Annotated in this window: 21 protein-coding genes and 1 pseudogene; 13 read left to right on the top strand and 9 right to left on the bottom strand. The window is 34.9% G+C overall.

What is annotated here, in order from left to right; genetic code table 11:
* Positions 1-38: 38 nt before the first annotated feature.
* Positions 39-1,997 carry an AAA family ATPase gene (locus FUA48_RS14245; RefSeq protein ID WP_147584148.1) on the top strand — a complete coding sequence of 653 codons (1,959 nt, stop codon included), beginning with the start codon at positions 39-41 and terminating at the stop codon, positions 1,995-1,997.
* Positions 1,994-2,851, top strand: a complete 858-nt coding sequence (locus tag FUA48_RS14240; RefSeq protein WP_147584147.1) for an HNH endonuclease — start codon at positions 1,994-1,996, stop codon at positions 2,849-2,851. The genes FUA48_RS14245 and FUA48_RS14240 overlap by 4 nt, the downstream gene beginning before the upstream one ends.
* A gap of 69 nt (positions 2,852-2,920) precedes the next feature.
* Here the strand turns inward: FUA48_RS14240 and FUA48_RS14235 are convergent.
* A pseudogene (locus FUA48_RS14235) lies at positions 2,921-3,436 on the bottom strand (DUF2400 domain-containing protein); the annotation flags it as partial.
* A 26-nt stretch (positions 3,437-3,462) separates the two neighbouring features.
* The gene (locus FUA48_RS14230) at positions 3,463-4,137 is read right to left on the bottom strand and encodes an ABC transporter ATP-binding protein (protein WP_147584146.1); all 675 of its coding nucleotides are present in this window, start codon (positions 4,135-4,137) and stop codon (positions 3,463-3,465) included.
* A 248-nt stretch (positions 4,138-4,385) separates the two neighbouring features.
* Here FUA48_RS14230 and msrA point away from each other — a divergent pair, with 248 nt between their 5' ends.
* A complete protein-coding gene (msrA, locus tag FUA48_RS14225; RefSeq protein ID WP_147585009.1) occupies positions 4,386-4,931 on the top strand; it encodes a peptide-methionine (S)-S-oxide reductase MsrA in 546 nt (181 codons plus the stop codon).
* 13 nt (positions 4,932-4,944) lie between these two features.
* On the opposite strand, the gene FUA48_RS14220 is transcribed toward msrA, so the two are convergent.
* From FUA48_RS14220 to FUA48_RS14200, 5 genes are all read right to left on the bottom strand, one after another.
* On the bottom strand, positions 4,945-5,265 hold the full coding sequence (locus tag FUA48_RS14220; RefSeq protein WP_147584145.1) for a DUF6787 family protein: 321 nt from the start codon (positions 5,263-5,265) through the stop codon (positions 4,945-4,947).
* Between the two features lie 30 nt (positions 5,266-5,295).
* Positions 5,296-5,745 carry a DUF6146 family protein gene (locus FUA48_RS14215; RefSeq protein WP_147584144.1) on the bottom strand — a complete coding sequence of 150 codons (450 nt, stop codon included), beginning with the start codon at positions 5,743-5,745 and terminating at the stop codon, positions 5,296-5,298.
* Between the two features lie 88 nt (positions 5,746-5,833).
* Positions 5,834-6,793: a D-2-hydroxyacid dehydrogenase gene (locus tag FUA48_RS14210; protein WP_147584143.1), complete on the bottom strand. Its 960-nt coding sequence runs from the start codon at positions 6,791-6,793 to the stop codon at positions 5,834-5,836.
* A gap of 29 nt (positions 6,794-6,822) precedes the next feature.
* Positions 6,823-7,893 (bottom strand): 3-phosphoserine/phosphohydroxythreonine transaminase, encoded by a 1,071-nt coding sequence (gene serC, locus FUA48_RS14205; protein WP_147584142.1) that lies wholly within the window; start codon positions 7,891-7,893, stop codon positions 6,823-6,825.
* Between the two features lie 81 nt (positions 7,894-7,974).
* Positions 7,975-9,033 (bottom strand): acyl-CoA reductase, encoded by a 1,059-nt coding sequence (locus FUA48_RS14200; protein ID WP_147584141.1) that lies wholly within the window; start codon positions 9,031-9,033, stop codon positions 7,975-7,977.
* Between the two features lie 70 nt (positions 9,034-9,103).
* Here FUA48_RS14200 and FUA48_RS14195 point away from each other — a divergent pair, with 70 nt between their 5' ends.
* Positions 9,104-9,457 (top strand): 4Fe-4S dicluster domain-containing protein, encoded by a 354-nt coding sequence (locus FUA48_RS14195; RefSeq protein ID WP_129749751.1) that lies wholly within the window; start codon positions 9,104-9,106, stop codon positions 9,455-9,457.
* A gap of 137 nt (positions 9,458-9,594) precedes the next feature.
* Positions 9,595-10,368 carry an oxygenase MpaB family protein gene (locus FUA48_RS14190; RefSeq protein WP_147584140.1) on the top strand — a complete coding sequence of 258 codons (774 nt, stop codon included), beginning with the start codon at positions 9,595-9,597 and terminating at the stop codon, positions 10,366-10,368.
* 40 nt (positions 10,369-10,408) lie between these two features.
* Here the strand turns inward: FUA48_RS14190 and FUA48_RS14185 are convergent, their stop codons facing one another.
* Positions 10,409-11,827: an MBL fold metallo-hydrolase gene (locus FUA48_RS14185; protein WP_147584139.1), complete on the bottom strand. Its 1,419-nt coding sequence runs from the start codon at positions 11,825-11,827 to the stop codon at positions 10,409-10,411.
* 82 nt (positions 11,828-11,909) lie between these two features.
* The gene (locus FUA48_RS14180; RefSeq protein WP_147584138.1) at positions 11,910-13,157 is read right to left on the bottom strand and encodes a pyridoxal-dependent decarboxylase; all 1,248 of its coding nucleotides are present in this window, start codon (positions 13,155-13,157) and stop codon (positions 11,910-11,912) included.
* A gap of 274 nt (positions 13,158-13,431) precedes the next feature.
* Between FUA48_RS14180 and FUA48_RS14175 the strand changes: the two genes are divergently transcribed.
* From FUA48_RS14175 to FUA48_RS14140, 8 genes are all read left to right on the top strand, one after another.
* Complete coding sequence (locus FUA48_RS14175) at positions 13,432-14,460, top strand: LacI family DNA-binding transcriptional regulator (RefSeq protein WP_147584137.1); 1,029 nt, start codon at positions 13,432-13,434, stop codon at positions 14,458-14,460.
* Positions 14,461-14,730: 270 nt separating this feature from the next.
* Positions 14,731-17,847 carry a SusC/RagA family TonB-linked outer membrane protein gene (locus FUA48_RS14170; protein ID WP_147584136.1) on the top strand — a complete coding sequence of 1,039 codons (3,117 nt, stop codon included), beginning with the start codon at positions 14,731-14,733 and terminating at the stop codon, positions 17,845-17,847.
* Between the two features lie 10 nt (positions 17,848-17,857).
* On the top strand, positions 17,858-19,486 hold the full coding sequence (locus FUA48_RS14165; protein WP_205729412.1) for a RagB/SusD family nutrient uptake outer membrane protein: 1,629 nt from the start codon (positions 17,858-17,860) through the stop codon (positions 19,484-19,486).
* 27 nt (positions 19,487-19,513) lie between these two features.
* Positions 19,514-20,638: a SusE domain-containing protein gene (locus FUA48_RS14160; RefSeq protein WP_147584134.1), complete on the top strand. Its 1,125-nt coding sequence runs from the start codon at positions 19,514-19,516 to the stop codon at positions 20,636-20,638.
* 52 nt (positions 20,639-20,690) lie between these two features.
* On the top strand, positions 20,691-21,872 hold the full coding sequence (locus FUA48_RS14155) for a glycoside hydrolase family 76 protein (RefSeq protein WP_147584133.1): 1,182 nt from the start codon (positions 20,691-20,693) through the stop codon (positions 21,870-21,872).
* A gap of 85 nt (positions 21,873-21,957) precedes the next feature.
* Positions 21,958-22,650, top strand: a complete 693-nt coding sequence (locus FUA48_RS14150; protein ID WP_147584132.1) for an SGNH/GDSL hydrolase family protein — start codon at positions 21,958-21,960, stop codon at positions 22,648-22,650.
* A 2-nt stretch (positions 22,651-22,652) separates the two neighbouring features.
* Complete coding sequence (locus FUA48_RS14145) at positions 22,653-24,461, top strand: glycoside hydrolase family 2 protein (protein ID WP_147584131.1); 1,809 nt, start codon at positions 22,653-22,655, stop codon at positions 24,459-24,461.
* Positions 24,462-24,469: 8 nt separating this feature from the next.
* Entirely contained in the window at positions 24,470-26,773 is a 2,304-nt protein-coding gene (locus tag FUA48_RS14140) for a GH92 family glycosyl hydrolase (RefSeq protein ID WP_262712736.1), read from the top strand.
* Positions 26,774-26,786: the final 13 nt, after the last annotated feature.

The raw sequence follows: 26,786 nt of genomic DNA, 5'->3' as shown, positions 1-26,786 counted from the left end.
CTTTCACATTCGATAAAAATTAATTTAAAATAATATCTATGAACTTCTCGAAAGTTGTTAAATTAAGCATAATAAACTATTTAAAAGAGGAAGATGTAATACCTTTTTGGAATAAAGATAAGGTGATAAGCTTTGATTTTTATGACTTTATAAATAAAATAGCTGAACTAGATATAATGCCTTCTCAAATAGCAGAGTTTGAAAATGCCAAAGAAGAAATTGAAAACCTGTTGAATAAAAATGAAATAACTTTTGAAGAAGTTTTAATTGAACGATTAAATATATTGAACGATAATAATCTTTTTCAAAAACTTATTGAAGAAATCGTCTCAAAGGAGGATATAGAGGATGCTGAAAGAAAATTGCATCTATTTGCAATAAATAATTATTTAGAAAATGATAAGCTTATTTTAAAGTTAAATAGAAAAAATAATAAATATTCCGTAATTGGATTGACAGAGGATATTTTTGATGAAATTGAATTGAGGAAATCTCAATTCAACTTCATAGTTATAAATAAAAATGAAATTCATCGCCCAGTAGATAGAGGAGAGTATTTTCTTCTTCGTGAGGATACTTGGGATGATTTTAATAGTGTTACAACATTTGGATTGTCATATTACAAAGGCAACACTCTACTGCATAATTTTGGTTACATCAAAATTATGATAAAAAGTGAAAGAATTACAATGAACGTAATTCCAAAAAAATTCCATTTCTTACCTCAAAAATTCTGTTCTTTAGGGCAAACTGAAATATTTTACAAAAAAATGAATGAAATATTTTCAGATAAGTTCGTTATAATTTTGTCCGCTTTGTGTGATTGTGCTTTCTTTCCAGAAAAACTAGAACAATTTGAGAATCACCCAAGGTTTATAAATTCATTGATTAGGGATGATGATACTGAAAGGGTTCTCCGTACAATTAGACATACGCTATTCAATCATGATATAAGTAATATGTTCTCTTTTATTTACAAGTTCAAACCACCATATTCAAAAACTTCAATAGATGTTGGATTTAATTTTCCAAATAATCAATACCAAAAATTCTTTTATCCACGATTGAATACAATAACTTCTAATCGTATATATGCAATTATTGGAAAAAATGGTACGGGTAAAACTCAATTATTAAATTCGATTCCAAAAGATTTTATGGGAACTGATAAACAAAATTTTGTTCCACGACAACCATCTTTTAGTAATATAATACATATATCTTACAGTATTTTTGATAGTTTCAAACCTTCTACAATTACAAATAAAAAGTATGTATACTGTGGTTTGAAGGATGAAAAAGGTGATTTGATTGATTCAAAAAGGCTACTACTACGTTTTCACAATTCATGGAAAAAGATAAAATTTAATAAACGAATGTATCGGTGGAAAGAATTGCTATCGGGAATTATAGATATGGAATTATTAGATAACTTTATTATTGATGACCTTAATGATAATAATCATGACAATAGGTATACTGTCGACATCCCTAAATTCCATAAAACTAGAGAAAAATTAAGTTCTGGCCAAAATATATTGCTATTCATTATCACTGAAATCGTTGCAAACATCAAATATGATTCATTAGTATTATATGATGAACCCGAAACCCACCTTCATCCAAATGCTATAACTCAATTGATTGGAACTATATATCATCTAGTTGATGAATTCCAATCATTTTGCATTGTTGGTACCCATTCCCCTTTAATAATCCAAGAACTTCTTTCTAAAAATGTTTTGGTGATAGAAAAAGATGGTGAAGTAGCTTCTATTCGAAAAATTGAAATTGAGTCTTTTGGAGAAAATTTATCAAAACTAACAGAAGATGTATTTGGAAATAGAGATACCTCTAAAAAGTATAAAGAAATTATTTCTCAACAAGTAAATAATGATAAAACATACGACGAAATAGTAGAAATGATTACATCTGATGGAGTTCCATTAAGTTTAAATACAAGATTGTTTATTGCTGGAAAAATTTCACAACGATGAAACAATTAGAACCAACAACTAGAGACCATTACCAGTTCCATTGCGATGTAATTGCCTCTACAAGATTTCGACAAAATGACCCCGAGTTTCAAAATCGTTTAAATGCATTAGGTGCAGAATTAAGTACATTATTCATTCAGTATGCTGAAAATTTTGCAACAAATGATTTAACGACTACTTTACCAAGGGTAACCACTAATATTGAAAAAGCAGATTTAATAAGTTTATATAAGTTTGACCGCAAATTAATCCAAGAATTAAAAAAAGAAATAACAACAACCGCAACTGGAAGAATTATTTCGACATGTCAAAATTGTACAATAAATAGTGCAAATACATTTGACCACATTTTACCAAAAGAAGTTTATTCAGAGTTTTCTGTTAATCCATTAAATTTATTTCCTACTTGCTCAGAATGTAATAGTTATAAGAATTCACAATGGCAGAATGCAGGGATACCATATTTTCTAAATTTATATTTAAATAATTTACCTACAGTTCAATATTTATTTGTTGATTTAAACTTTAATGGAAATAATGTAACAACAAATTTTCGATTAGAACCTCATATATCAATAGCTCCACAGCTTTGGCAAATTATAAACTCACATTACACAAGATTGCATTTATTGCGAAGGTTTGTTAGTGAGGTAGATAGAGTAATACCAAAACTTGTAGCACAAATTAAGGCTAGCCTAGCCCATTCAAACCTTAATTACACCGAAATTCAACAGATTGTTATTTCACAAATTAATGAACAAAAATTATCATATGGTGAAAATTTTTGGGAAGCTATACTTGGTCTAACTTTAATAAATCATCCAGATTTTTTAGCGTTTGTAAATGCTAACTAAATTATTATGATTTTAAATAAATCTATGACTAATAATAATTTTCTAGGGAATTTACGCCACATTAATTACCCTTGTCAACATATTTATCCTTTTTGCGGCCGAACCATTTAAAGGATCAGATATATGTTTTTGAGTACGTTGCTGATGCGCTATTTCAAAAAATATTTTTTTAAATTCACTAATACTTTGCTGTAAGCTGTTGTTTCCCTGGTATCTTGCAAATACAGACTCCAGTCCGCCATGATTGGTGTAAATGTTTTTTAGCGACTGTATAAAAGTAGCAAAATCGATACCATTAAAAGTACGGTGTACAAAGCTTTCTAGACTTTCAAGATGGTCTTCGTTGTGACTCATTACAAAGTCATAAGGGCTGTTCCCCATAAGATCCATCATCTTCTTTGCATTATTGATAATCATTTTGCGATTACCCCATGCTATTGTCGCCGAAAGAAAACCGGCTATTTCTATATCCTCTTTTTGTGTAAACAGGTGAGGTATCTGTATTGGGTCTGTATCAATAAAATCCGGGTTATTGTAAAGTAGTACCTTTTCATCAAGGAACGATTTAAGTTCCTCCACATTCATTTTTTCTTTCATTAAACCTGTTTCAGTCATATATTATGTCCGGCTATTATCTGTCCGTCACTCATAACCAGTTTTCTGTCTGCCATATTGGCCAGTTCTTCATTATGGGTAACAATTACAAAAGTCTGTCCCATTTCATCTCTTAACTTAAAGAATAACTTATGAAGATTTTCTGCAGAATGCGTATCAAGGTTTCCTGAAGGTTCATCGGCAAAAATAACGGCAGGCTTATTAATAAGAGATCGGGCCACAGCTACACGCTGTTGTTCACCACCTGATAATTCCCCGGGTTTATGATTTATTCTGTGTGACAATCCTAAGTATTCCAAAAGTTTTTTAGCTTCTTCTTCAGTCTCGGCTTTTGGTTTTCCGGCAATAAAAGCAGGAATGCAAACATTTTCTAAAGCTGTAAATTCAGGGAATAACTGATGGAACTGAAATATAAATCCTAATTTGATATTACGAAACTTAGACAAGGCTTTGTCTTTCATATTAACTACATCTTCATTATCAATTAATAATGAAGTGCCAGCCTCAGGTTGTGGTTTGTCCAGTGTACCTAAAATTTGCAGGAGTGTAGTTTTACCGGCTCCTGAAGCTCCTACTATAGAAACAATTTCTCCTTTTTTAATATGAAGGTCAACACCTTTAAGCACATGTAGTGCATCATAATATTTATGGATGTTTTTTGCCTGTATCATCAATTCGGGGTTTTCACAAAGAAACAAACAATTTAAAGAAAAATAAATCTTTTTTGGCACAATATTTCGTATATAAAAGTATAGCTATTACCTCAAAAAAGAATTGTATAATTTTGAAAAACCGTTACACAATGAAAAACATACTAGCCATTACATTTGCTTTTTTAGCGCTTTCCTGCCAGGGGAAGGCTGAGACTGCAACGGCAGAAAATAATAACGACGAATTAGAGAAAGGAGAATTAAAACAAATGGATAACAGTAAATTAGAAACTGCCATCTTTGCAGGTGGCTGCTTTTGGTGTACAGAAGCTTTTTTTACCGAACTTAAAGGAGTGGATAAAGTAGTTTCGGGCTATATCGGCGGAAATACGAAAAATCCCACCTACAGGGAAGTATGCAGCGGTACAACAGGTCATGCAGAAGCAATTAAGATAACCTATAATCCTGATGAGATTGCTTATGAGGATTTACTGGAAATCTTTTTTGCCACACACGATCCAACAACCCTAAACAGGCAGGGTGCCGATGTGGGTACACAATACCGAAGCGAAATTTTCTACACTACGCCGGAGCAGAAAACCGCGGCAGAAAACTTTATTAAACTATTAGAAGATCAGAAGATATTTGATAAAAAGATAATGACCAGAGTAACTGAAGCACCAACTTTTTACCCTGCTGAAGATTACCATCAGGATTACTTTGCATTAAACCCTGATCAGCCTTATTGCAGGGCGGTAATTGAACCTAAGATGGCCAAGCTTAAAAAGAATTATAAATCTAAGCTTAAGGAATAAAAGAAAAAGCCCCTTAATTAGGGGCTTTTTTATTTTTAAACAGGAAACCTAGTCCCATTGCTTTCAGCATCTTTTTTTCAAAGTTCCAGAAGAACCTGAATTGTCCGGAAATAAACCCGAAAAATACAAGCAGTACCTGATATACAGGAAAAATTATTAATATTCTCAAAGGAATGTATATCCATGGAGATAAAGCTTCCTTTGAAATACCTAACCACTGAATTACAGGCTTAGATAAATAAGCAGATGTAGATCCTGTTACGGCAAATACAATAAATATTACTACAAGCTGGAAGTTACTGGTAATACCCCAGCGTTTTTTTAATTTTTCCATGAAAACGGTTAAAAGACAAATATACTTGATTTAGAATTGCGGCACAATACCTCCCAGACGTTGTCCTGTGGTTAATTGAAAATATACCAGATAATTGTATAACATATAATTTACTTCATACCCATAATCTATATGTGGTTCATAATCTATAGCCATTAAGTATAAGTCTCCATATCGTTGGGGCTGCATGGCCCGAATATTCCATTGTGTAACCCAAAGCTTGTTTTTGGTTTCAAAATACTGTTGATTATAGTATCCTCTTGGTCTTGCTCTACTATATAACCATGAGTTAAATCCCGGGTCAATAATGATAATTTCATATTCTAATTCATCGTTTGCAATGCGTACAGTGTCATTAGCCATAGCAGTGGCTTTTTCCTCGTCTGCTAGGTTCATGGGTTGCATATCGTTTTTCTCCTGAGTCTTACAGCTTATTATAAGTAGTAATAAACCAGAGAAAAAAAGAAAATAATTTTTCATAGCATCATGATTTAACGATCATACTATAAAATTAAAAAATAAAAGCACCCTTTAGGGTGCTTTTGTATAATTTAACCTTTTCGGTTTTTTATTTTTCTGTTTTAAGGATACTGATAATCTGTTCTGCCAGTTCAGTACCAATCCTGTCCTGAGCTTCCAGAGTAGCAGCTCCTATATGCGGAGTTAATGAGATTTTAGGATTCATCAGTACCTGTACTGCAGGCTTAGGTTCGTCCTCAAATACGTCAAGCCCTGCAAAGGAAACTTTGCCTGAATCAAGAGCATCAACTAAGGCAACCTCATCAATAATACCTCCACGTGAAGCATTAACTATACCTACGCCATCTTTCATTACTTCAAACTGATCTTTACTTATAAGGTAACCTTCCTGAGCAGGAACGTGAAGTGTAATAAAATCAGCATGTTTAAAGATGTCTTCTATTGGTTCGGTTGTAATTTCAACATTTATAAACTGGTTGTTGTAAAAATCAACCCTGATTTCTGCCTTACCAATAAACTTATCTGAAGCAATTACTTTCATACCAAGGCCTAAAGCAATCCTCGCAACCGATTTACCTATTTTCCCAAAACCTATAATACCAAGAGTCTTGCCTCTAAGCTCTATACCGGCAGCATATGCTTTTTTAAGGCTTTCAAAGTTTATATCGCCTTCAAGCGGCATCAGCCTGTTTGAGTCATGAAGAAAACGTACTCCTGAGAAAAGGTGAGCAAAAACAAGCTCGGCAACTGAGTCAGACGATGCAGCCGGAGTATTTATTACATGGATTCCTTTTTCACGGGCATATTCCACATCAATGTTATCCATTCCAACACCACCGCGACCTATAATTTTAAGGCTGGGGCAGTTGTCTATAATATCTTTTCTAACTTTTGTTGCACTTCTAACAAGCAGTACATTAATATTGTTTGTGTTAATGTAATTTGCTACCTGCTCCTGAGCAACTTTTGTTGTTATAACTTCAAATCCGGCATCTTCCAGGGCAATAATACCACTTTTAGAGATTCCGTCGTTTGCTAAAATTTTCATTATTATTTACGGGATTTAATGATTAAAAATTAAGCGTTTCTTTCCAGCTCCTGCATCACATCCACAAGTACTTTAACGCTTTCTATAGGCATTGCATTATATATGGAAGCCCTATATCCGCCAACAGATCTGTGGCCGTTAAGTCCGCTTATGTCAGCAGCTTTCCATAACTTATCAAACTGTTCAGTATGTTTTTCATCCTTAAGCAGGAAGGTAACGTTCATTTTAGAACGGTCTTCTGTATTTGCTGTCCCTGTAAATAACGGGTTGCGGTCTATTTCATTATAAAGAAGCTCTGCTTTTGAATTATTCTTCTCCTCCATAGCGGCAACACCACCGTTGTTTTTAATCCACTGTAAGGTTAACAACGAAGTGTAAACAGGAAATACAGGAGGTGTATTGTACATGCTCTCTTTAGCTATATGCTGACCATAATCCATTATGCCCGGAATAGCCCTGCCTGTTTTTCCTAAAATATCTTCCTTAACCACTACAAGGGTAGTACCTGCCGGACCCATGTTTTTTTGAGCACCTGCATAAATAAGGCCGAATTTAGAGAAATCCAGTTCTCTTGAAAAAATATCTGAACTCATATCACATACCATAGGCACTCCTGTTTCTGGAAAGCTATGCATTTGCGTACCAAATATTGTGTTGTTACTTGTGCAGTGAAAATAATCTGCATCTGCAGGTACAGTATAATCTTTTGGTATATAAGTGTAGTTAGCTTCTTTAGAAGAGCCTATAATTTCAGTATTGCCAAAGCGCTTAGCTTCTTTAATGGCGCCAGCTGCCCATGTTCCTGTATCAAGGTAAGCAGCTTTACCGTTTTCCTTTAAAAGGTTATAAGGTACCCTTACAAACTCCATACTGGCACCGCCGGAAAGAAAAAGAGCCTGATAGCCTTTACTTTCTAGGCCTAAAAGCTCTAAAGCTGTAGCTCTTGCTTCTTCCATTACAGAAACAAAATCTTTGCTTCTGTGTGATATTTCAAGGATTGAAAGGCCAAGGTTATTAAAATTGAGGACTGCCTGGGCAGATTTTTCAAACACCTCTTGTGGCAGGATTGAGGGACCTGCACTGAAATTATGTTTTTTCATGGGACAAATAAAATAGAATGCGAGCTACAAATTTCCAAAATATAGCTTAGAAAACAGCAAAAAATATTGGGAAATATTTCGCTATATTTTTGATAAAAATGCAATAGTATCTACATTATCAGCATAATCCCAAAGTTGTGGTTTTTGTGTTTGCCCAAAGGCAACTGAGTTTTCTCCCGAAATGTTACCAACAATACACTGTATCTGGTCTTTTTCATCTTCCAGTTTTGCTTTAAGGGTGTCGGTATTTGTATAATATTCGTAAAACAGACTCGAAATAGGAGAGGAGTAACTGCTATCCTCTTTTATGGTAAGAAAGCCATTATCAAGAATCTTGAAGTTACTCATTAAAAATACGGCTTTATTGTAGTCGTAATTGTTAGCATATTTTTCATACTGAATAATATCCCTGTATTCATAAACGGCTTCCCAAAACGGAGTAAAGTCATACCCTTCAGGAATAAATAATTTAGATACATTTCTACAGCCTAAACCAAAATACCTGAGTATATCTTCTCCCAGCTGTACAAGTTCTTCTTTACTCTCATTTCCTGTAAGCACTGCCGCAGAGTTCCTGTTCTTACGTATAATTGAAGGTTTATTCTTAAAATAATATTCAAAATAACGGGCTGTATTATTGCTTCCGGTAGCTATTACAGCATCAAAGCCTTCCAGCTTTCCTTCGGTAAAAGGAATGTAATCTTTAAAACGGGGTTCTACAGCAACAATATACTTAGCTAAAAAGGGTAGTAACAGTTGATCGTTTGAAGATGTTTTCACTAAAGCTCTGTGTCCGCTTATTAAAACAGAAAGAAAATCATGAAATCCTACTAATGGTATATTACCAGCCAGTATTAAACCAACTGTTTTTGGTTGTACATTTTCAAAATCATATTCATTAAGCCATTTGTCAAGATTTTGAGATGTAAGAGCATCTGCCCAAGACTGAGCTGCAAAATATACCTGTTCTTTTGTAAACCAACCATTGTGAGACTGTGATAATTTTATTAGATTGATAAAATCATCAAAAAATAAGTCATTACATAATACCCCCTCTTTTTGAGAAGTATTATTTTCAGAAAACTGACTTAAAAATTTTCCTAATTCCACAAAGGCTGTTTTTCTTTCGTCTAAAGTCATTAGATTTGCTTATGAATAGTTTTGGATGTAATTTTGTGCAAATTTACATTATTAAAAAATAAAATAAGCTATGGCTATCATTATAACAGACGAATGTATTAACTGCGGGGCATGTGAACCGGAATGCCCAAATACTGCAATATATGAAGGTGCTGATGACTGGAGATATAAAGACGGTACCAGTTTAAATGGCAGAATTGTACTGCCAAGTGGGGAAGAGGTAGACGCTGATGAAGCTCAAACACCTATTTCTGATGATATTTATTATATTGTGCCGGGTAAATGTACCGAGTGTAAAGGTTTTCACGAGGAGCCTCAGTGTGCTGCGGTATGCCCTGTGGATTGCTGTGTGCCTGATGATAACCATGTTGAAAGTGAAGAAACACTATTAAACAGACAGGCATTTTTGCATAACGAAGAATAGTTTATTCTAGATATTATTTTAAGCCCCAGCATTTCTGGGGCTTTTTTTATTGCAATAATTTAAGTTAAAATGTTTTACCATATAAGTAAATATTATAACTTTGAAATGCAAAGTACTTTTAAATATAAATTAACAATATGAGCACTGAATATTTTGTACATAAAAATTCTATAGTAAGAAAGATATGGGGGAAGAGCGATACCATTATTTTTATATTCGCAGGGGCCTCTGCAGAATTTGCTCTAAACAAGGCGGTAGACTGGCTCTATTTTACAGGTAAGCTACCTAAAGATCCCTTAGGACGTCTTTTTTCTACAGTAGCTTATGCAAAATTAATTGTATTTGCGGAAAGAGAATCAGCCATAAAGGCAATTAGTTCAATGGCAGCCATACATTCGCAGGTTGAAACTAACAGACAGGCTAAAATACCGGATTGGGCATACAGGGATGTACTTTTTATGCTGATAGTTTATTCTATAAAATCTTTTGAAGTATTGGAACGTAAACTAACAATAGAGGAAAAAAGGGAAGTGTTTGATGTGTTTAACAGGGTAGGACTGTTAATGGGGTTAAAAGGACTGCCTTCCAATTATGAAGAGTGGCAGAGTATGCGACAGGAGCATTTATCGCAAAACATGAAGTATAGTTATTATACTGATGATTTATTCAGGCAATATAGAAAACATCTCGGATTGGTAAGATATAGAATACTACTTGAAGTACAGCGTACTGTAATCCCGGTTGAAGTTAAGGAAATGCTGCGAATAAAAAATACAATGTTTGTTAGCAATATGGGGTTGTCTTTGTATAAACTAGCTAAAGCTTTAAATATAGATAGTATTTTGAAAGCTATGGTTTTGCCTGCTAACTATAAAGAGAAAGTAAAAGCACTGGATAATCCTCCGGGATAAAAATAAAAACACCCTTTTAAAGGGTGTTTTTATTTTTTAACTACAGCATTGTTGTTGGGCAAACGTAGTCACTGATTTTAAATTTACCGGAATCTTTAATAGCCTTAAAGCCTCCCTGTATATCAATCAGATTATTATAGCCTCTAGCCTTTAATATCGAAATAAAAATCATTGAACGATATCCGCCTGCACAGTGTACATAATACGTTTTATTTTTATCAACCTTAGCTAAGTTTTGATTTATATAATCGAGTGCAATGTTTTCTGATTGAATAATATGTTCAGAGAAATGTTCGCTGGCTTTCCTAACATCAAGAATATTTAATTCGGGATTAACCTGTAACCTTTCCCAAAGTTCATCAGCTGTAATTGAGGTAATACTATCCTGTGATTTTCCGGTTTTTTTCCATGTTTCAAATCCTCCTTCAAGATAACCTATAGTATTATCATAACCTACTCTTGCCAAACGTGTAACAACCTCTTCTTCACGTCCCGGTTCGGCTATAATAAGTATAGGGTGCTTAATGGTTGGTATTAATGCTCCTGCCCATGGGGCGAAGTTACCATCTATACCGATATTTATACTGCCGGGAATAAATCCTTTGGCAAAAATTTGAGGATCCCTTGTATCTAAGATAAGGGCTTCTGTTTCGCTTGCCGCAGTTTCAAAGCCTTCAGGGCTAAAGGAATGAAGCCCTTTATTTAAAACACTGTCAATACTTTCATACCCCTTAATATTCATAAGTACATTTTCAGGAAAGTAGGCGGGAGGAGGCATTAGTCCGTCTAACACTTTATCTGTAAACTCTTCTTTACTCATGGGTTGTAACGCATAATTTGTTTTCTTTTGATTACCTAACGTGTCAGTAGTTTCTTTACTCATGTTTTTGCCACAGGCAGAACCTGCACCGTGTGCGGGGTAAACAATTATATCATCAGCTAACGGAATAATCTTATCATGTAAGGAATTGTATAAATGTGCAGCAAGTTTTTCCTGAGTTAAATCTGCAATTACCTTTTGCGCAAGGTCGGGGCGTCCTACATCACCTATAAATAGTGTGTCTCCTGTAAATAAAGCTGTTTCTTTTCCATCAGAATCAATTAGAAGGAAACAACTGCTTTCCATTGTGTGTCCAGGCGTGTGAATAACCTTAATTGACACATCACCAAGCTGTAAAATTTCTCCATCATGGGCAACATGAGCTTCAAAACCGGGTCTTGCAGTAGGGCCAAATACTATTGTAGCTCCGGTCTTTTTAGCAAGATCTAAGTGGCCGCTCACAAAATCAGCATGAAAATGAGTTTCAAGTACATATTTTATTTTAGCATTATTGTTAGTTGCTCTGTCAATATAAGGCTGTACTTCACGTAACGGGTCAATTATTGCCGCTTCTCCATTACTTTCAATATAATAAGCTCCCTGAGCTAAACATCCGGTGTAAATTTGTTCTATTTTCATAATTAGGTTCTTTTAGTTATTATACTGTAAAAGTATATCTTGCTTATAGGTAAGGCAGTAACAAAAGTTACATACACAGCAATTAGTTAAGAACAGTATTTTGTAATGTTTTTAAGGTATCTGTAAACTGAGAAAGATCTTCAATTTCCACATGTCCCATAACAATGATTTTATACCATTGGTTGGATTCATCATGTTTTTGAGGAACCAAATCAAATTTATGAGCTATTTCGTCAGGAATACCTTCGGCTTTAATGGTAACGATATTCATATGGGGATTTCTGTAATAACTAATCCCTAACTCATCAAGCTGATTACAAAGCCAGACGGTTCTCATTTGAAGGATGCTTATTTTTTCAAACCACGCATGCGGTCCATAAGCCGAAAGTATTGTCCATACGGCTACAGCATTAGCTCCTGAACGGCTTCCGCATAATGTGAGATCCATACCTTCTACATACTCGGCTTCTTTAGTCAGTACATTTTCAATAAATCCTTTCCTGCATATAAAAATTCCTGTTCCATAAGGAGCCTGCAACATTTTATGGGCATCAATAGTTATGGAACTGATATTAGGGTTAAGAAAACTTATTTCATTATCTTTATTACTAAAAGGATAGATAAAGCCTCCATAAGCGGCATCAATATGTAATTTATATGTCAGTTTGTGTTGTTGCATTATATCGGTATATATACTTACATCATCTACTGATCCAAACATGGTGGTACCCATATTTGCTACTATAATAAAGTATTTCTTACCATTGGTAACAGCCTTCTCAACGATTGTCTTTAGTCCTTCTTTATGTATTGACCTATCCTCAAAATTTACAGGAACTTTCACATAATCAACTATTAAAAGATTAGAACCTTTAGGAATTGAATAATGTGTATCTTCCGAAGCCAGAATTACAATTTCTTCGGGTAATGCATTATAGTTGTTTATAAAGTAGTTTCTATATACCCATATCGCCTGTATATTAGCCTCTGTTCCTCCCGGAGCGATATAGCCATCAAAAGAATCAGGCTGTGCTTTAAAAATATCTACAGCCACGATGTTAAGTACTTTACGTTCTACATCCTGCGTGCCTTTAAAAGCTTTTTCTGAAGAACCGAAGGTGTGGCAGCCAATATGATTAGGGTTTGCAACAAAGGATTGCAAAATAGGGGAGTCTTTTAAAAAAGTAGCCTCATCATTAAAAACTTTTTCATCAAGTCTTGAGGCAGGATAGCCCAGAGAAGGATCTTCGGAAAAATTAACATTACCCTGTAATGCTTTCTTAATATATTTCAGACGTTCGTCATGGGAGAATTTTTTCCAGTATTTCATCTTAATTTACTTTTTAGGCAAAGTAAATCACTGCTCAAAACATAAAATATGATATAAGTTAGGTTTTGGAAATATTGTAAAAGTATTTATATCTGTTAAGAGTTGAAATTAAATACAAAACCAGTCTCAAAAAAGTGGAATTTAAGCTTAATATATTATGAATTTAGCGCCAATAGTTTTTTATTTCTGAAAATGTTTTATCATTTTAGTTATAAATTAACGTATTATTGCATAAAATAAAACAGAACTATCACCTTATCATCATCTGTATAACATGAAGAAGAAACAAGTATCAATAAAGAGTATCGCAACGGCCCTCAATATATCTGTTACTACAGTTTCATTTGTACTTAATGGTAAAGCAGAAGAGAAACACATCTCTAAAGAGATGACTCAAAAGGTTTTAGACTATGTGAAAAAAACAAATTACAGGCCTAATCAGATAGCTCAGAGCCTTAGAACAGGAAAATCAAAAATCCTGGTTTTTATGGTTGAAGATATCTCAAATAACTTCTTTAGCAAATTAGCAAGAATTATAGAAGATATGGCCTATGAGAAAGGTTATAAAGTTATTTTTTGCAGTAATGAGAATGACGACAATAAATCTGAAGAGCTTATCCAGCTGTTCAACTTCAGGATGGTTGACGGATTTATTATTGTTCCTTCTCCCGGGATGCAGGGAGTAATTAAACAGCTTATTGACGAAAATATACCAGTTGTACTTCTTGATAGATATTTCTCTGATTTAGAAAGTAATATTGTTATTGTAAACAACGATGAAGCTGCTTATAATGCTACAGAGCATTTAATAAAGAATCAATACAGGAAAATTGGTTTTATTACTACCGATACTTCTCAAACACAAATGCTTGATCGTTTAAATGGTTATAAACGAGCTATTTCCGACAATGGTCTTGTTTCGAACATTTTATACATACCTTATAACGAGACCAGTACACAGCTTAGTAGAGATTTGATTTATTCTTTTGTTGCCGATAATCCTGAACTGGATTCGTTGTTTTTCTCTACAAATTATTTAGCTCTCAGAGGATTGGAGTCACTTAAATCAGACTGTGATGCTTTAAAAAAGAATTTTGGGGTAGTAACATTTGACGATAATGAATTCTTTTCTATTTGTAATCCTACCATAACTGCGGTAGCGCAACCTTTATATCAAATAGGTGAGGAGCTTATGAAGATAATGCTTAATCTGCTTAAAAAAACAGACGACAAACCCCAAAAGATTATTCTTAACACAGAATTGAAGATTAGAGAGTCATCAAAACCAAAGCAGGTATTTTAAGAATTTAGTTTTTCTTAATTTTAAAATATTGCTCCTTAAAATTAAGAATACGTTAAATTTTATTTTGAATAAAAACATAAATTCAAAAAAAATAATTCTGTACTTCGCTGTTATCATTGTATTATTTTTAAAAAGTCGTGTATTATTTAACACTTGATTGATAATTTAACATAATTAATTTGCTAAATAAAAAAATATTTGTTTTACTAAATCGTTTTAGTACATTTGTTTTTAAACATAATTAATTATTCCTAGTTAACAATCAACTTAATGAAAATCAAAACTACTTTTAAAAATTTTCGGCAAAGCAGAGATTTGCTAAAAATAAGGGAAGGGTGTAATTTAAAAAGCACTTTACTTACCTTATCACTACTGCTATTATTTTCTTCTTCGGCTTTTGCCCAAACCCAGGTAAGGGTATCAGGTACGGTAAGTGATGCCACAGGTGTCACTTTACCAGGTGTTACAGTTTCTGAAAAAGGAACTACGAATGCTATACAAACAGATTTGGATGGAAACTACTCAATTGAAGTTTCTTCATCAGAATCTGTAATTGTTTTTTCTTATATAGGAATGCAAACGATTGAGAAGAAGGCAAGCGAAGGCCCAAACATTACAATTGTTATGCAGGATTCCTCTACAAACCTTGAGGAGGTTGTAGTAATAGGGTATGGCACCCAGAAGAGGGGTAAGGTTATTGGAGCTGTCGATCAGGTAAACAACGAAGCATTTAACGGAAGGGCTGTTGTAAATACAACTCAGGCGCTTCAGGGTAAATCACCAAGTTTAACTATACAGCAAACTAATTCTGAACCCGGTGCACCACTTAATATAAATATTAGGGGTATTGGTACACTTGGTAATAACAGTCCGTTAGTTGTAATAGACGGTATTGTGGGGGGAGATATAAATTCTTTAAATCCTGCAGATATAGAAAGTGTATCAGTTCTTAAAGATGCCGGTAGTACAGCAATTTACGGTTCAAGAGCCAGTAATGGGGTAATCCTTATAACTACACGTAAAGGAAAAAAGAATTCAAAAATCACAGTACAGTATAATACTCTTGTTGGTTTTAATTCTCCACATTATTTTACAAAACCTGTTCACGGTTATGAAAATGCTATGCTAAGGAATGAAGCTGCCTATAACTCAGGAGAGTCCAGTGCTGTTTTTACGGCAGATGAAATTGCAACTATGAAGGCAAATGGTGATACTGAATGGTTTGCCGAAGAAATAGTTAAGCCTGCATTACAACAAAATCATAATTTCTCAGTATCAGGAGGTAATGAAAATTCAAGCTATCTTGTTTCTGCAGGTTATCTGGATCAGAGGAGTAATTTTGTAGGCCCTTCTAAAGGTATGGAACGTTATAACTACAGGATTAATCTTGTAAATGAGTACAACAGATTTAAACTGACATCGTCAATAGCTTATGCTAAACAAAAAATAACAGATCATTCTTCCAGTACCAGTACACTAATGGTAGATGCTTTCAGGGTACCTTTATATTATACTCAAAAAGATGAAAACGGGAACTATCTTACTAATGATGTTCTTCAACAGTTTAATCCATTAGGTATTTTAGAAGAAGGCGGATTTAGAAGATATGATAATGATGATATTTTCGGTACTATCAATGCCGAACTTAAATTGACAGATAACGTTAAATTAAAAGGTATTTTTGGGGGAAGATCTTGGTCTAATACTATGTATAGCAGAGTCCAGACAGTTAATTTTGAACCAGGGGGTATTTATGGAGCAGACAGGAATACAAATGATGAAAGCCGTAAGAGTTTAGATCTTAATACTCAGTTTATGGCAGAATATACCAATACATTTGCAGATAAGCATTATGTAGATGTACTAGTTGGTGTTTCTAATGAAAATCATTCTGATAGAGGAACGGGTATTTATAAGCTTTATACAGATCCTGATCTAGGAACTCCTACAAGTGAAACAGTTATTAGTGAAAACTCATATAATTCTAATCAAAGCTCATCAAAAAATAGTCTTAATTCATTGTTTGGACGTGTTTCTTATGATTTTGAAAATAAATATTTTACTGAATTCAGTTTTAGATATGATGGTTCATCTAAATTCAGAAAAGACATACGTTGGGGATTCTTTCCTTCTGTAACAGTTGGTTATAATGTGACTCGTGAGGATTTTATGGAAAGTTACCGCTCTAATGTAGGTAATCTTAAACTAAGGTCTTCATATGGTGTAGTAGGAAATCAAAATGTTGGAAATTATCAGTTTCAAACTACTTACTTTACTTTTCAAAATGCCTATGGCTTTAACAATACAGGTGTAACCGGTACAGGATATAATTTTGCTAATCAGAATATTCAGTGGGAAAAAGCCTCTACTTTTAATATTGGTCTTGATGCTGATTTTTTTAAAGGAGCTCTTAGTTTAACTTTTGATTATTTTAATAAAGTTACCAGAGATATACTTGTACCACCTCAGGTGCCGGGTGTATTTGGAACTGGTCTTCCTGATTTTAACTCTGCAGAAGTTGGTAGTAAAGGATGGGAAGTAAGTCTTACTTACAGACATTCAGGTGAAGTTTTTAATCACAGCCTTACTGTAAATGTTGGTGATTCAAAAAATAAAGTGCTTGACTTTAACGGAGGTCAGGAAAGGTTAACAAACCTTGAAGAAATGCAGGTTATTTTACGTGAAGGGCTTCCATATAACTCTTATGTAGGGTTGATGAGAGATGGTTACTTCCAAAGTTGGGAAGAAATTCAAGGAGCAGCTGTTCCTGTTGGTGTAAGTGTACAGCCTGGGGATAACAGATATGTTGACCTTAATAAAGACGGAAAAATTGATGATAACGATAAATTCATTTTTGGTAATCCATTCCCAAGATATACTTATGGAGTTACTTATAATTTAGGTTATAAAAACTTTGATTTGGGAATATTTGTTCAGGGTGTAGGTAAAAGAACAATGATGATAAGAGGTGAATTAGTTGAACCATTTCATTATAATTATGGTATGACCATGTATACACATCAATTGGATTACTGGACACCACAAAACCCTGATGCAAAATATCCTCGTTTAGCAAATAACGGTACTCAGTCTAATACCAATAACTTTAGAAGAGGATCTGATATGTATCTTTATGACGGTGCCTATTTAAGGCTTAAAAATGTTCAGATTGGTTATTCACTTCCTGATAGTGCTGCTAAACAAATAGGTGTTGAAAAATTCCGTATGTATGCTTCAGGTCAAAACCTATTTACATTATCTAAAGTTAAATTTGTAGATCCTGAACTTTCAGAGTTTAACGGTAATATGACAGCATCAGGAGCTAATAGCGGAAGGGCTTATCCTACATTGATTTATGTTGGTTTAGGCTTAGATATAACTCTATAAAAAAATGAAAATGAAAAACAGAATTTTAAATAAACTTTTTCTTGTTCCCCTTGCTGCCTTAATGATAGTGGGTTGTGAGCCGTTAGATCTTGCACCGGAAAATCAGTTTACCGATTCAAACTACTGGACAAGTATTGAGAATGCATCTACTGTATTAAATACTGCTTATTCTCAGATGCAGAACAGTAATTATTTCTTTTACAACGAAGGTTTGTCTGATAATGCTTATAATGGCAGGGGAGATGTGGCAGGTGTTGCTTCTATAGCTGCCGGTATATATGACCCTTCGTTAGCAAGGTTAAAAGATGAATGGAATAGTAGATATGCCGGAATAAAAACCTGTAATTTATTACTTCAGAATATAGACAGGGTATCAACAAGTGATGTAGAGACAATTGAAAGATTTAAGGCAGAAGCTCGTTTTTTAAGAGCTTTTCAACACTTTCAATTAACGACATGGTTTGGAAATATACCATTACTGGATCACGACCCGTCTCTGGAAGAAGCTACTTCAATTACACGTACTTCTCATGCACAGGTTGTTGAATTTGTATTAAATGAACTGGATGACATTATAGAAATATTGCCTACAAATTCACAATATGCACCTCAGGATAGGGGTAGAGTAACCTCGGGGGCTGCACTTGCCCTAAAAGCAAGAGTACTTTTATATGAAGAAAGATGGGATGAAGTTGTTGAAGCGACAGAACAGTTAATGAATGGCCAATATGGTGATTACAGTCTGTTTAATTCATATAGCGGTATTTTTCTTCCTCAAAATGAATACAATAGTGAAGATATCCTAAGTATTCAATATGTTCCTCAGGACAGAATGTGGGGAGAGTTTTTTGATATGGCTCCTTTATCTGTTGGAGCAAGGCTTAATGCTTTAGCCCCTACACAGGAACTGGTTGATAGTTACCTTATGCTAAACGGACATAAGATTAACGATCAGGATTCTGGGTATGATGAACAAAATCCTTATGTAAACAGGGATCCAAGATTAACAGGTACTGTGGTATATCATTTATATGATTGGGAAAATGAAGACGGAACTTCAAGTACTATTTATATAAAGCCGGGAACTTTTCCGGGTGATGATGCTCCGGACGAGTATGTTCCTGGTTCATCAGCAAGTCCTACCGGATATTACACACGTAAATATTTTGATCCTCAGCATTTATCTTCTTTACAGTCAGGTCTTAACCTAATGCTTATTCGCTATGCAGATGTACTGTTAATGTACGCTGAAGCTAAAAATGAACTTGGCCAGCTGGACAGCAGTGTTTGGGATATTACTATTGGGGCATTAAGAGAAAGAGCCGGATTTACGGATGCATTAGCATTAAATTTTGACAGTTCTTTAAACCAGGCTCAGTTAAGGGATGTGGTAAGAAATGAGAGACGTTCAGAATTTGCTATGGAAGGCTTAAGGATCTTTGATATCAGAAGGTGGAAAATAGCAGAAGATGTACTTAACGGATGGGCTCATGGTGCTCAGTACGGAATAGAGTCTCAGGATAATGGTTATATAAGAGCAAACCTTAGAACTTTTGATCCCGGTAAACATTATTTATGGCCTATACCTCGTGATGAGAGATTGATAAATAGCAATTTAACTCAAAACCCTGGTTGGTAAAAATTTTAAAACTTAAAAACAATCAATATGAAAAATTTATATACAAAATTATTATTCCTGTTTTTAGCTGTTCTGGCTACAGGATGCTCGGATGATGATACCGTAAGTCACACTAATGTTTCGGCTGTTGAGGCGTTATACTTACCTGAAGACAATAAATTCTATGATTTAGGTGCACAAAGTTCTGCCTTATTTGAGTGGCAGGGAGCGTATGCTGAAGATAATGGTGTTGTACTTTATGATGTTGTTTTTGATAAAGAAAATGGCGATTTTTCTAACCCCGTTTATGTTATCCCTTCTGATGGTAACGGATTCCAAAAAACACTGAACCTTACTTTTACCAAGCTTAACACAATTGCAGGTTTAGCTGGTATTGAGCCTGAAACTACAGGGAAACTGAAATGGACAGTTCGCTCATCTAAAGGAATAAACTTTATGATGGCTTCTGTTTACCGTACTATTGAAGTTTTACGTCCGGGTGGTTTTTCACCTCCAGATCAGTTATTCATTACTGGTTCAGCTTCTGAAGAAGGTGATGTGGTTGAAAATGCAATTCCTTTCAAAAAAACAGGAGTTTCAACATTTGAGATTTACACTCAGTTACAGGCAGGAGAATACAGTTTTATTACACGTATAAACGGAACACCGGAAGTGTTTTATATTAATAACGGCGATTTAAAACAAGACGGATCTACTACTTATAGCGATGAAACTAAAGTGTACAGAATTAGGGTTGACTTTAGTGATGGATCTACAGAAATTACTGAAATTCAAAAAATAGAACTATGGTTCCCTCCATTAAGTGAATATTTATTTGAGTATAATTATGCAGGCCACGGAACATGGGAAGCTTTAAATGAATACATTGAGTTTAAGCAGGAATCTTGGGGAAGAGATGAGCGTTATAAATTTAAATTTACTGTAGTAACTGACGGAGAAACTACAGAAGAATGGTTTGGTAGTGTTAATGCAGATAACAACAGACCGGATGAGAATTCTTCGGAATCTTACTGGTATATGGTTCCTGTAACCAATGATTTTTGGAATAACTGTTTCAAATTTGCTACGCCGGTAGACATGAGTAATGTTAATGCTAAAATAGATTTTGGCGCAACAATACCGGCATATACACATAGCTTTACAGTACTTTAATAATAAAAAATATCCTTCGCTGTTATGCAGCGAAGGATGAAAAACATTTAATATGAAAAGTTTATTTTCGATACAAAAATATGCGGCAGTATTCGTTTTGGGTTTAGGTGCTTTAGTTACTTCGTGTGATGATGATCCTATTCCGTTAAACGATCCTTCTACTGGAGGAGGACAGGAATTTGAATATACCTGGGCTAAGACTGCCGATTCATTACAGGCTGCTACCTACAATACTTTCTTAGGTTCAAACGGAACTTTTGTACAAAACAATGCCGGTAATTCAACATTTCACTACTGGCCAAATGCCCATGTACTGGATGTATTGACAGACGGTTATTTACGTACGGGGGATGAAAATTATGTACCAAGAATGAAAGCTTTGCTTAATGGTATAAAAATTAAGAACGGAGGTACATACAACAATGTGTTTAACGACGATATGATATGGTTGGGTAATGCTTGTGTTCGTGCTTATAATGCTACTAATGATGAGGACTACAAAGATGTAGCTCTGGAATTATGGGGAATAATAAAACAGAGTTGGAGTGATGATGTTTTTAATGGCGGTATTACATGGAAACAGGATACACCTTATCAAAAAAATGCCGTTTCTAATGCCCCGGCTGCAATATTAGCGATGCGATTATATGGAATAGACCAGAATCCTGATGATCTTGTTTGGGCTCAAAAAATCTATAATTGGCAAAAGAGTACTCTTGTAAACCCATCTAATGGTATAGTGTGGGATAACATTTCATCTGATGGCCCTGAAGGCACTCCGGTTGTAAATTCTGATTGGGTGTTTACATATAATATGGGTACATATATTGGTGCTGGTGTATGGTTGTATAATGCAACTGGTGATCAGTCATATTTAAATGATGCCGTTAAATCTGCAAATACTTTAATGACTAGCCCTCAGTTAACATCCGAAGGTATTCTTAGGGATGAAGGTCAGGGAGATGGCGGATTATTTAAAGGTATTTTAGTGAGATATTTTACAGAACTTATAGAAGTATCTTCTTTAAACTCTACTGATCGTAGCAGTTATGTAAATTTCTTAAGATTTAATGCAACTACTTTCTACAATGATGGTTTACTTAGACCTTCAATGATGTGCGGACCAAATTGGAAAAACACACCAACAGGAACTACTGATTTAACAACACAATTAAGTGGTGTTATGCTTATCGAAGCAGCAGCAAAACTTCATGAAGAGCAATTATTAGATTAAATATGTAACCGCCGGGAGGAGTTTATTCTAACGGCGGTTAATCTTTTTATTAAACCAGCTAAAAAATATACGCATAAAATAATACATGAAAAAAGTAATTTTCCTGATGGCTCTTTTTGTTGTGTTTGGATTTCAGAATACAAATGCACAGGATTGTGCTAACTTAAAAAAATATGAAAAAGAAAATATAAGATTGGGAAAACCTAAGGCGATGGAAAAGAGGGTGGTATTTATGGGGAATTCCATTACTGAAGGATGGCTAAGAACAAGCCCTTCATTTTTTGAAGGTAAATCATATATAGATAGGGGTATAAGCGGGCAAACCACGCCGCAAATGCTTCTTCGATTCAGGCAGGATGTAATAGACTTACAACCAAAAGCCGTTGTTATTTTGGCAGGTATCAATGATATTGCCGAAAACACAGGGCCAATATCTTTAGAACAAACAGCAGGTAATATCTTTTCTATGGCAGAGCTGGCAAAGGCTCACGGCATAAAAGTAATACTGTGTTCAGTACTTCCGGCCTCCGATTTTCCGTGGAGTCCGGGAAAAAATCCTGGCCCCAAAGTGGTTAAACTTAATGCAATGCTTAAAAGTTATGCCAACGAGAATAATATTCCTTATGTAGATTATTATTCAGCTATGGTAAATAGCGAACTTGGATTAAAAAAAGAACTTGGTGAAGATGGTGTACATCCTAATCAGGAAGGTTATGCTATAATGGAACCTTTGGTTGAAAAAGCGATTGCAAAAGTTATTAATAAGAAAGTAAAATAATAATGAAAAAATATATTGTTACAATAATTGCCCTTGTTGCTACCCATGTCGTTAATGCACAACAATGGCAGCCACAAGGAAATAAAATAAAAACTAAATGGGCAGAGCAGGTAGACCCAAATAAAACACTACCGGAATACCCGCGCCCTATAATGGAACGTGACAAATGGAAAAACCTTAACGGGCTTTGGGATTATGCAATTCAGCCGGTAGGAAAAACTGCTCCTTCAAAATATGACGGAAAAATTCTTGTTCCCTTTGCTGTAGAGTCAAGTCTGTCAGGGGTTATGAAAGAAGTTGGCTCAGCAAATGAGCTTTGGTATGAAACCACATTTTCTATAGATAGTAACTGGAAAAGTAAAGATATCTTATTACACTTTGGTGCTGTGGACTGGAAAGCCGAAGTATGGATTAATGACATAAAAGTAGGTGTTCATACAGGAGGATTTAGCCCTTTCTCCTTTAATATTACACCATTTTTAAACGGGAAATCAAATAAACTTAAAGTTAAGGTTTGGGATCCGTCAAATGACGGACCTCAACCCAGAGGAAAGCAGGTTAAAAATCCGGAAGGAATTTGGTATACACCGGTAACAGGTATATGGCAAACGGTATGGTTGGAGCCTGTAAGTAAAAAACATATTGAAAACCTGAAATCAACTCCTAATATTGATAATAACAGTATAACTATTTTAAGTGAAGTTGAAGGTGCTGACAAAGGTGATATCATTGAAGTAATTGTATATGACGGAAATACCGTTGTTGCTTCCTCAAAAAGTGTTGCGGGACAATCGGTTGATATAGTTTTAAATAATCCAAAACTATGGTCTCCGGATTCTCCGTTTCTTTATGATATAAAAGTTAAGCTTATAAGCGGCGGTAAAGTACAGGATGAAGTAAAGAGTTATTTTGCTATGCGTAAAATATCATCTAAGCGTGATGATAGCGGTATAGTAAGAATGCAGCTTAATAATAAGGATTGTTTTCAGTTTGGTCCTTTAGATCAGGGTTGGTGGCCTGATGGTTTATATACAGCACCAACAGATGAGGCTTTAAAGTATGATATAGTACGAACTAAAGAGCTAGGGTTTAATATGATTCGTAAACACGTTAAGGTTGAACCGCAAAGATGGTATACACACTGCGACAGGTTAGGAATTTTAGTTTGGCAGGATATGCCAAGCGGAGATGACGGACCTATATGGCAAATGCATAATTATTTTGAGGGTACTGAGCTGAAGAGAACGGCACAATCTGAAGAATACTACAGAAAAGAATGGAAGGAGATTATGGATAATCTATACTCTTATCCAAGTATCGTAGTATGGGTTCCGTTTAATGAAGCATGGGGACAGTTTAAAACTGTTGAAATTACTGAATGGACAAAAAAGTATGACCCAAGCAGGCTGGTAAATTCGGCTAGTGGGGGTAATCATTTCCAAACAGGAGATATTTTGGATATACACCATTATCCGCAACCTAACTTATTACTGTATGATGCAAGAAGAATAACTGTATTAGGAGAGTATGGAGGTATAGGCCTTCCTGTTGAAGGACATTTATGGCAAACAGATAAGAACTGGGGGTATACCCAGTTTAAAAATAAAAACGAGACTACTGCTAAATACATTGAATATACAGATCTATTAAAAAAACTTGCGAAATCAGGATTCTCAGGAGCCGTATATACTCAAACGACAGATGTTGAAGGGGAGGTTAATGGTTTTATGACCTATGACAGAAAGGTTGATAAGATGAATTTTTCAGAAGTCAGAAAAGCAAATCAGGAAGTAATCAATTCAATAAATTAATTAATAAGTTGAAAAGATTAAGCATACAAAATATTTTGTTAGGGTTAGTAATAGTAACCGCATCTGTTACTAGTAGTGGTCAGACTGTACCTGTTAACGACAGTAAAACACCTGTAGAATGGGTGAGTCCGTTAATGGGTACAGACTCTGATTATCATGTCTCAAACGGGAATGTATATCCGGCTATAGCCATGCCGTGGGGTATGAATTTTTGGACTCCCCAAACAGGAGGCATGGGAGATGGCTGGGCATACACCTATAATGCAACAAAAATTAAAGGTTTCAAGCAAACCCATCAGCCTTCTCCGTGGATGAATGATTACGGACAATTTTCTATTATGCCGATAACGGGAGAACTTAGATTTAAGGAAGAAGATAGGCAAAGTTGGTTTTCTCACAAGGCAGAAACGGTAACACCATATTATTATAGTGTTTATCTGGCAGATCATAATGTAACAACCGAAATAACTCCTACAGAAAGGGCAGCACTTTTTAGATTTACTTTTCCTAAAACAGATGAAGCCTATATTGTTGTAGATGCATTTGATAACGGATCTTATATAAAAATAATACCTGAAGAAAATAAAATTATAGGTTATACCACTAAAAATAGTGGAGGGGTACCTCAAAATTTTAAAAACTACTTTGTAATTGTTTTTGATAAGAGCTTTACAACTTCTTCAGCTTTTAACGGAGATGCTTTGGTAAAAGAAATTGAGCTTAAAGCAAATCATACAGGAGCTGTAATTGGTTTTAAAACAAGGCAAGGAGAACAGGTTAATGCTAAAGTGGCATCATCATTTATAAGTTTTGAGCAGGCAGAAATAAACCTTAAAGAAATAGGAAACAATTCTTTCGATCAGCTAAAGGAAAAAGGTAAATCTGTTTGGAATGAAAACCTTGGAAGGATAGTACCAGAGGGTGGAACAGCTGCCCAAACGACTACCTTTTATTCCTGTTTATACCGTTCCATGCTTTTCCCTCGTAAATTTTATGAGTATGATGCTAACGGAAATGTAATGCATTATAGTCCTTATAACGGAAATATTTTGCCCGGGCATATGTATACAGATACCGGTTTTTGGGATACTTTCCGTTCTTTATTTCCTTTTCTTAATCTGGTCTTTCCTGAACAGAATTCAGAAATACAGGCTGGTTTGGCAAATGCATATAAAGAAAGTGGCTGGTTGCCGGAATGGGCAAGCCCCGGTTTAAGAGATATCATGGTAGGGAATAACTCTGCTTCAGTAGTTGCCGATGCGTATCTTAAAATAGGATCTGATAACCAGTATGATATTAATACGCTTTATGAAGCGGTAATACACGGAGCTAATAATGCTGGGCCTTTAAAGGCAGTAGGGCGCGCCGGAGCTGAGCAATATATACAATTAGGTTATGTTCCTTATGACGTAGTTAACGAAAGTGCTGCAAGAACTTTAGAATATGCTTATGACGATTTTGCCATCTACCAATTGGCTAAGGCGTTAAAAAGGCCTAAAAAGGAAATTGCCTTATACAAGAAAAGAAGTCAGAATTATAAAAACCTGTTTGATCCGTCGCATAATCTTATGCGTGGAAAAATGCAAAACGGAGAGTTTATGAAACCTTTTGATCCAATTCGTTGGGGGGAAGGTTTTACAGAGGGCAACAGTTGGCATTATAGCTGGTCTGTATTTCATGACATTCAGGGACTTATAGACCTTATGGGAGGTAAAGAGACTTTTGTAAAGCAACTGGATAGTGTTTTTGCAATGCCTCCGGTATTTAATAATAGTTTTAACGGAGGGTTTATTCATGAAATGCGCGAAATGCAGGTGGCAAATATGGGACAATATGCTCATGGCAACCAGCCAATACAGCATATGATATATCTTTATAATCATGGTAGTGAGCCATGGAAAGCTCAGTATTGGGTAAGGGAAACTATGAACAGGCTGTATACCCCTAATCCTGATGGTTATTGCGGTGATGAGGATAATGGACAGACATCAGCCTGGTATGTATTTTCAGCGATGGGTTTTTATCCTGTTACACCAGCTACAGATCAATATGTGCTTGGAGCACCGCTTTTCAAAAAAATTACCATTAATCTGAAAAACAATAAGCAGATAATAATAAATGCTCCAAAAAACAGTGTAGTAAACAGGTATATAAAATCATTAAAACTTAACGGAAAAGAGTATACTAAAAACTGGCTTAGCCATACAGAACTGATAAAAGGGGCTGTTCTTGATTTTGAAATGGATGAAATTCCAAACAAGAATCGCGGAATTAATAAAGAAGATTTACCGTACTCATTAACAAACGAATAATTAGGCGTAACCT

It is taken from the genome of Flavobacterium alkalisoli, assembly GCF_008000935.1.
Taxonomy (GTDB): Bacteria; Bacteroidota; Bacteroidia; order Flavobacteriales; family Flavobacteriaceae; genus Flavobacterium; species Flavobacterium alkalisoli.
The sequence above is the reverse complement of the archived record's forward strand: the minus strand, read 5'-3'. Positions and strand labels throughout refer to the sequence as shown.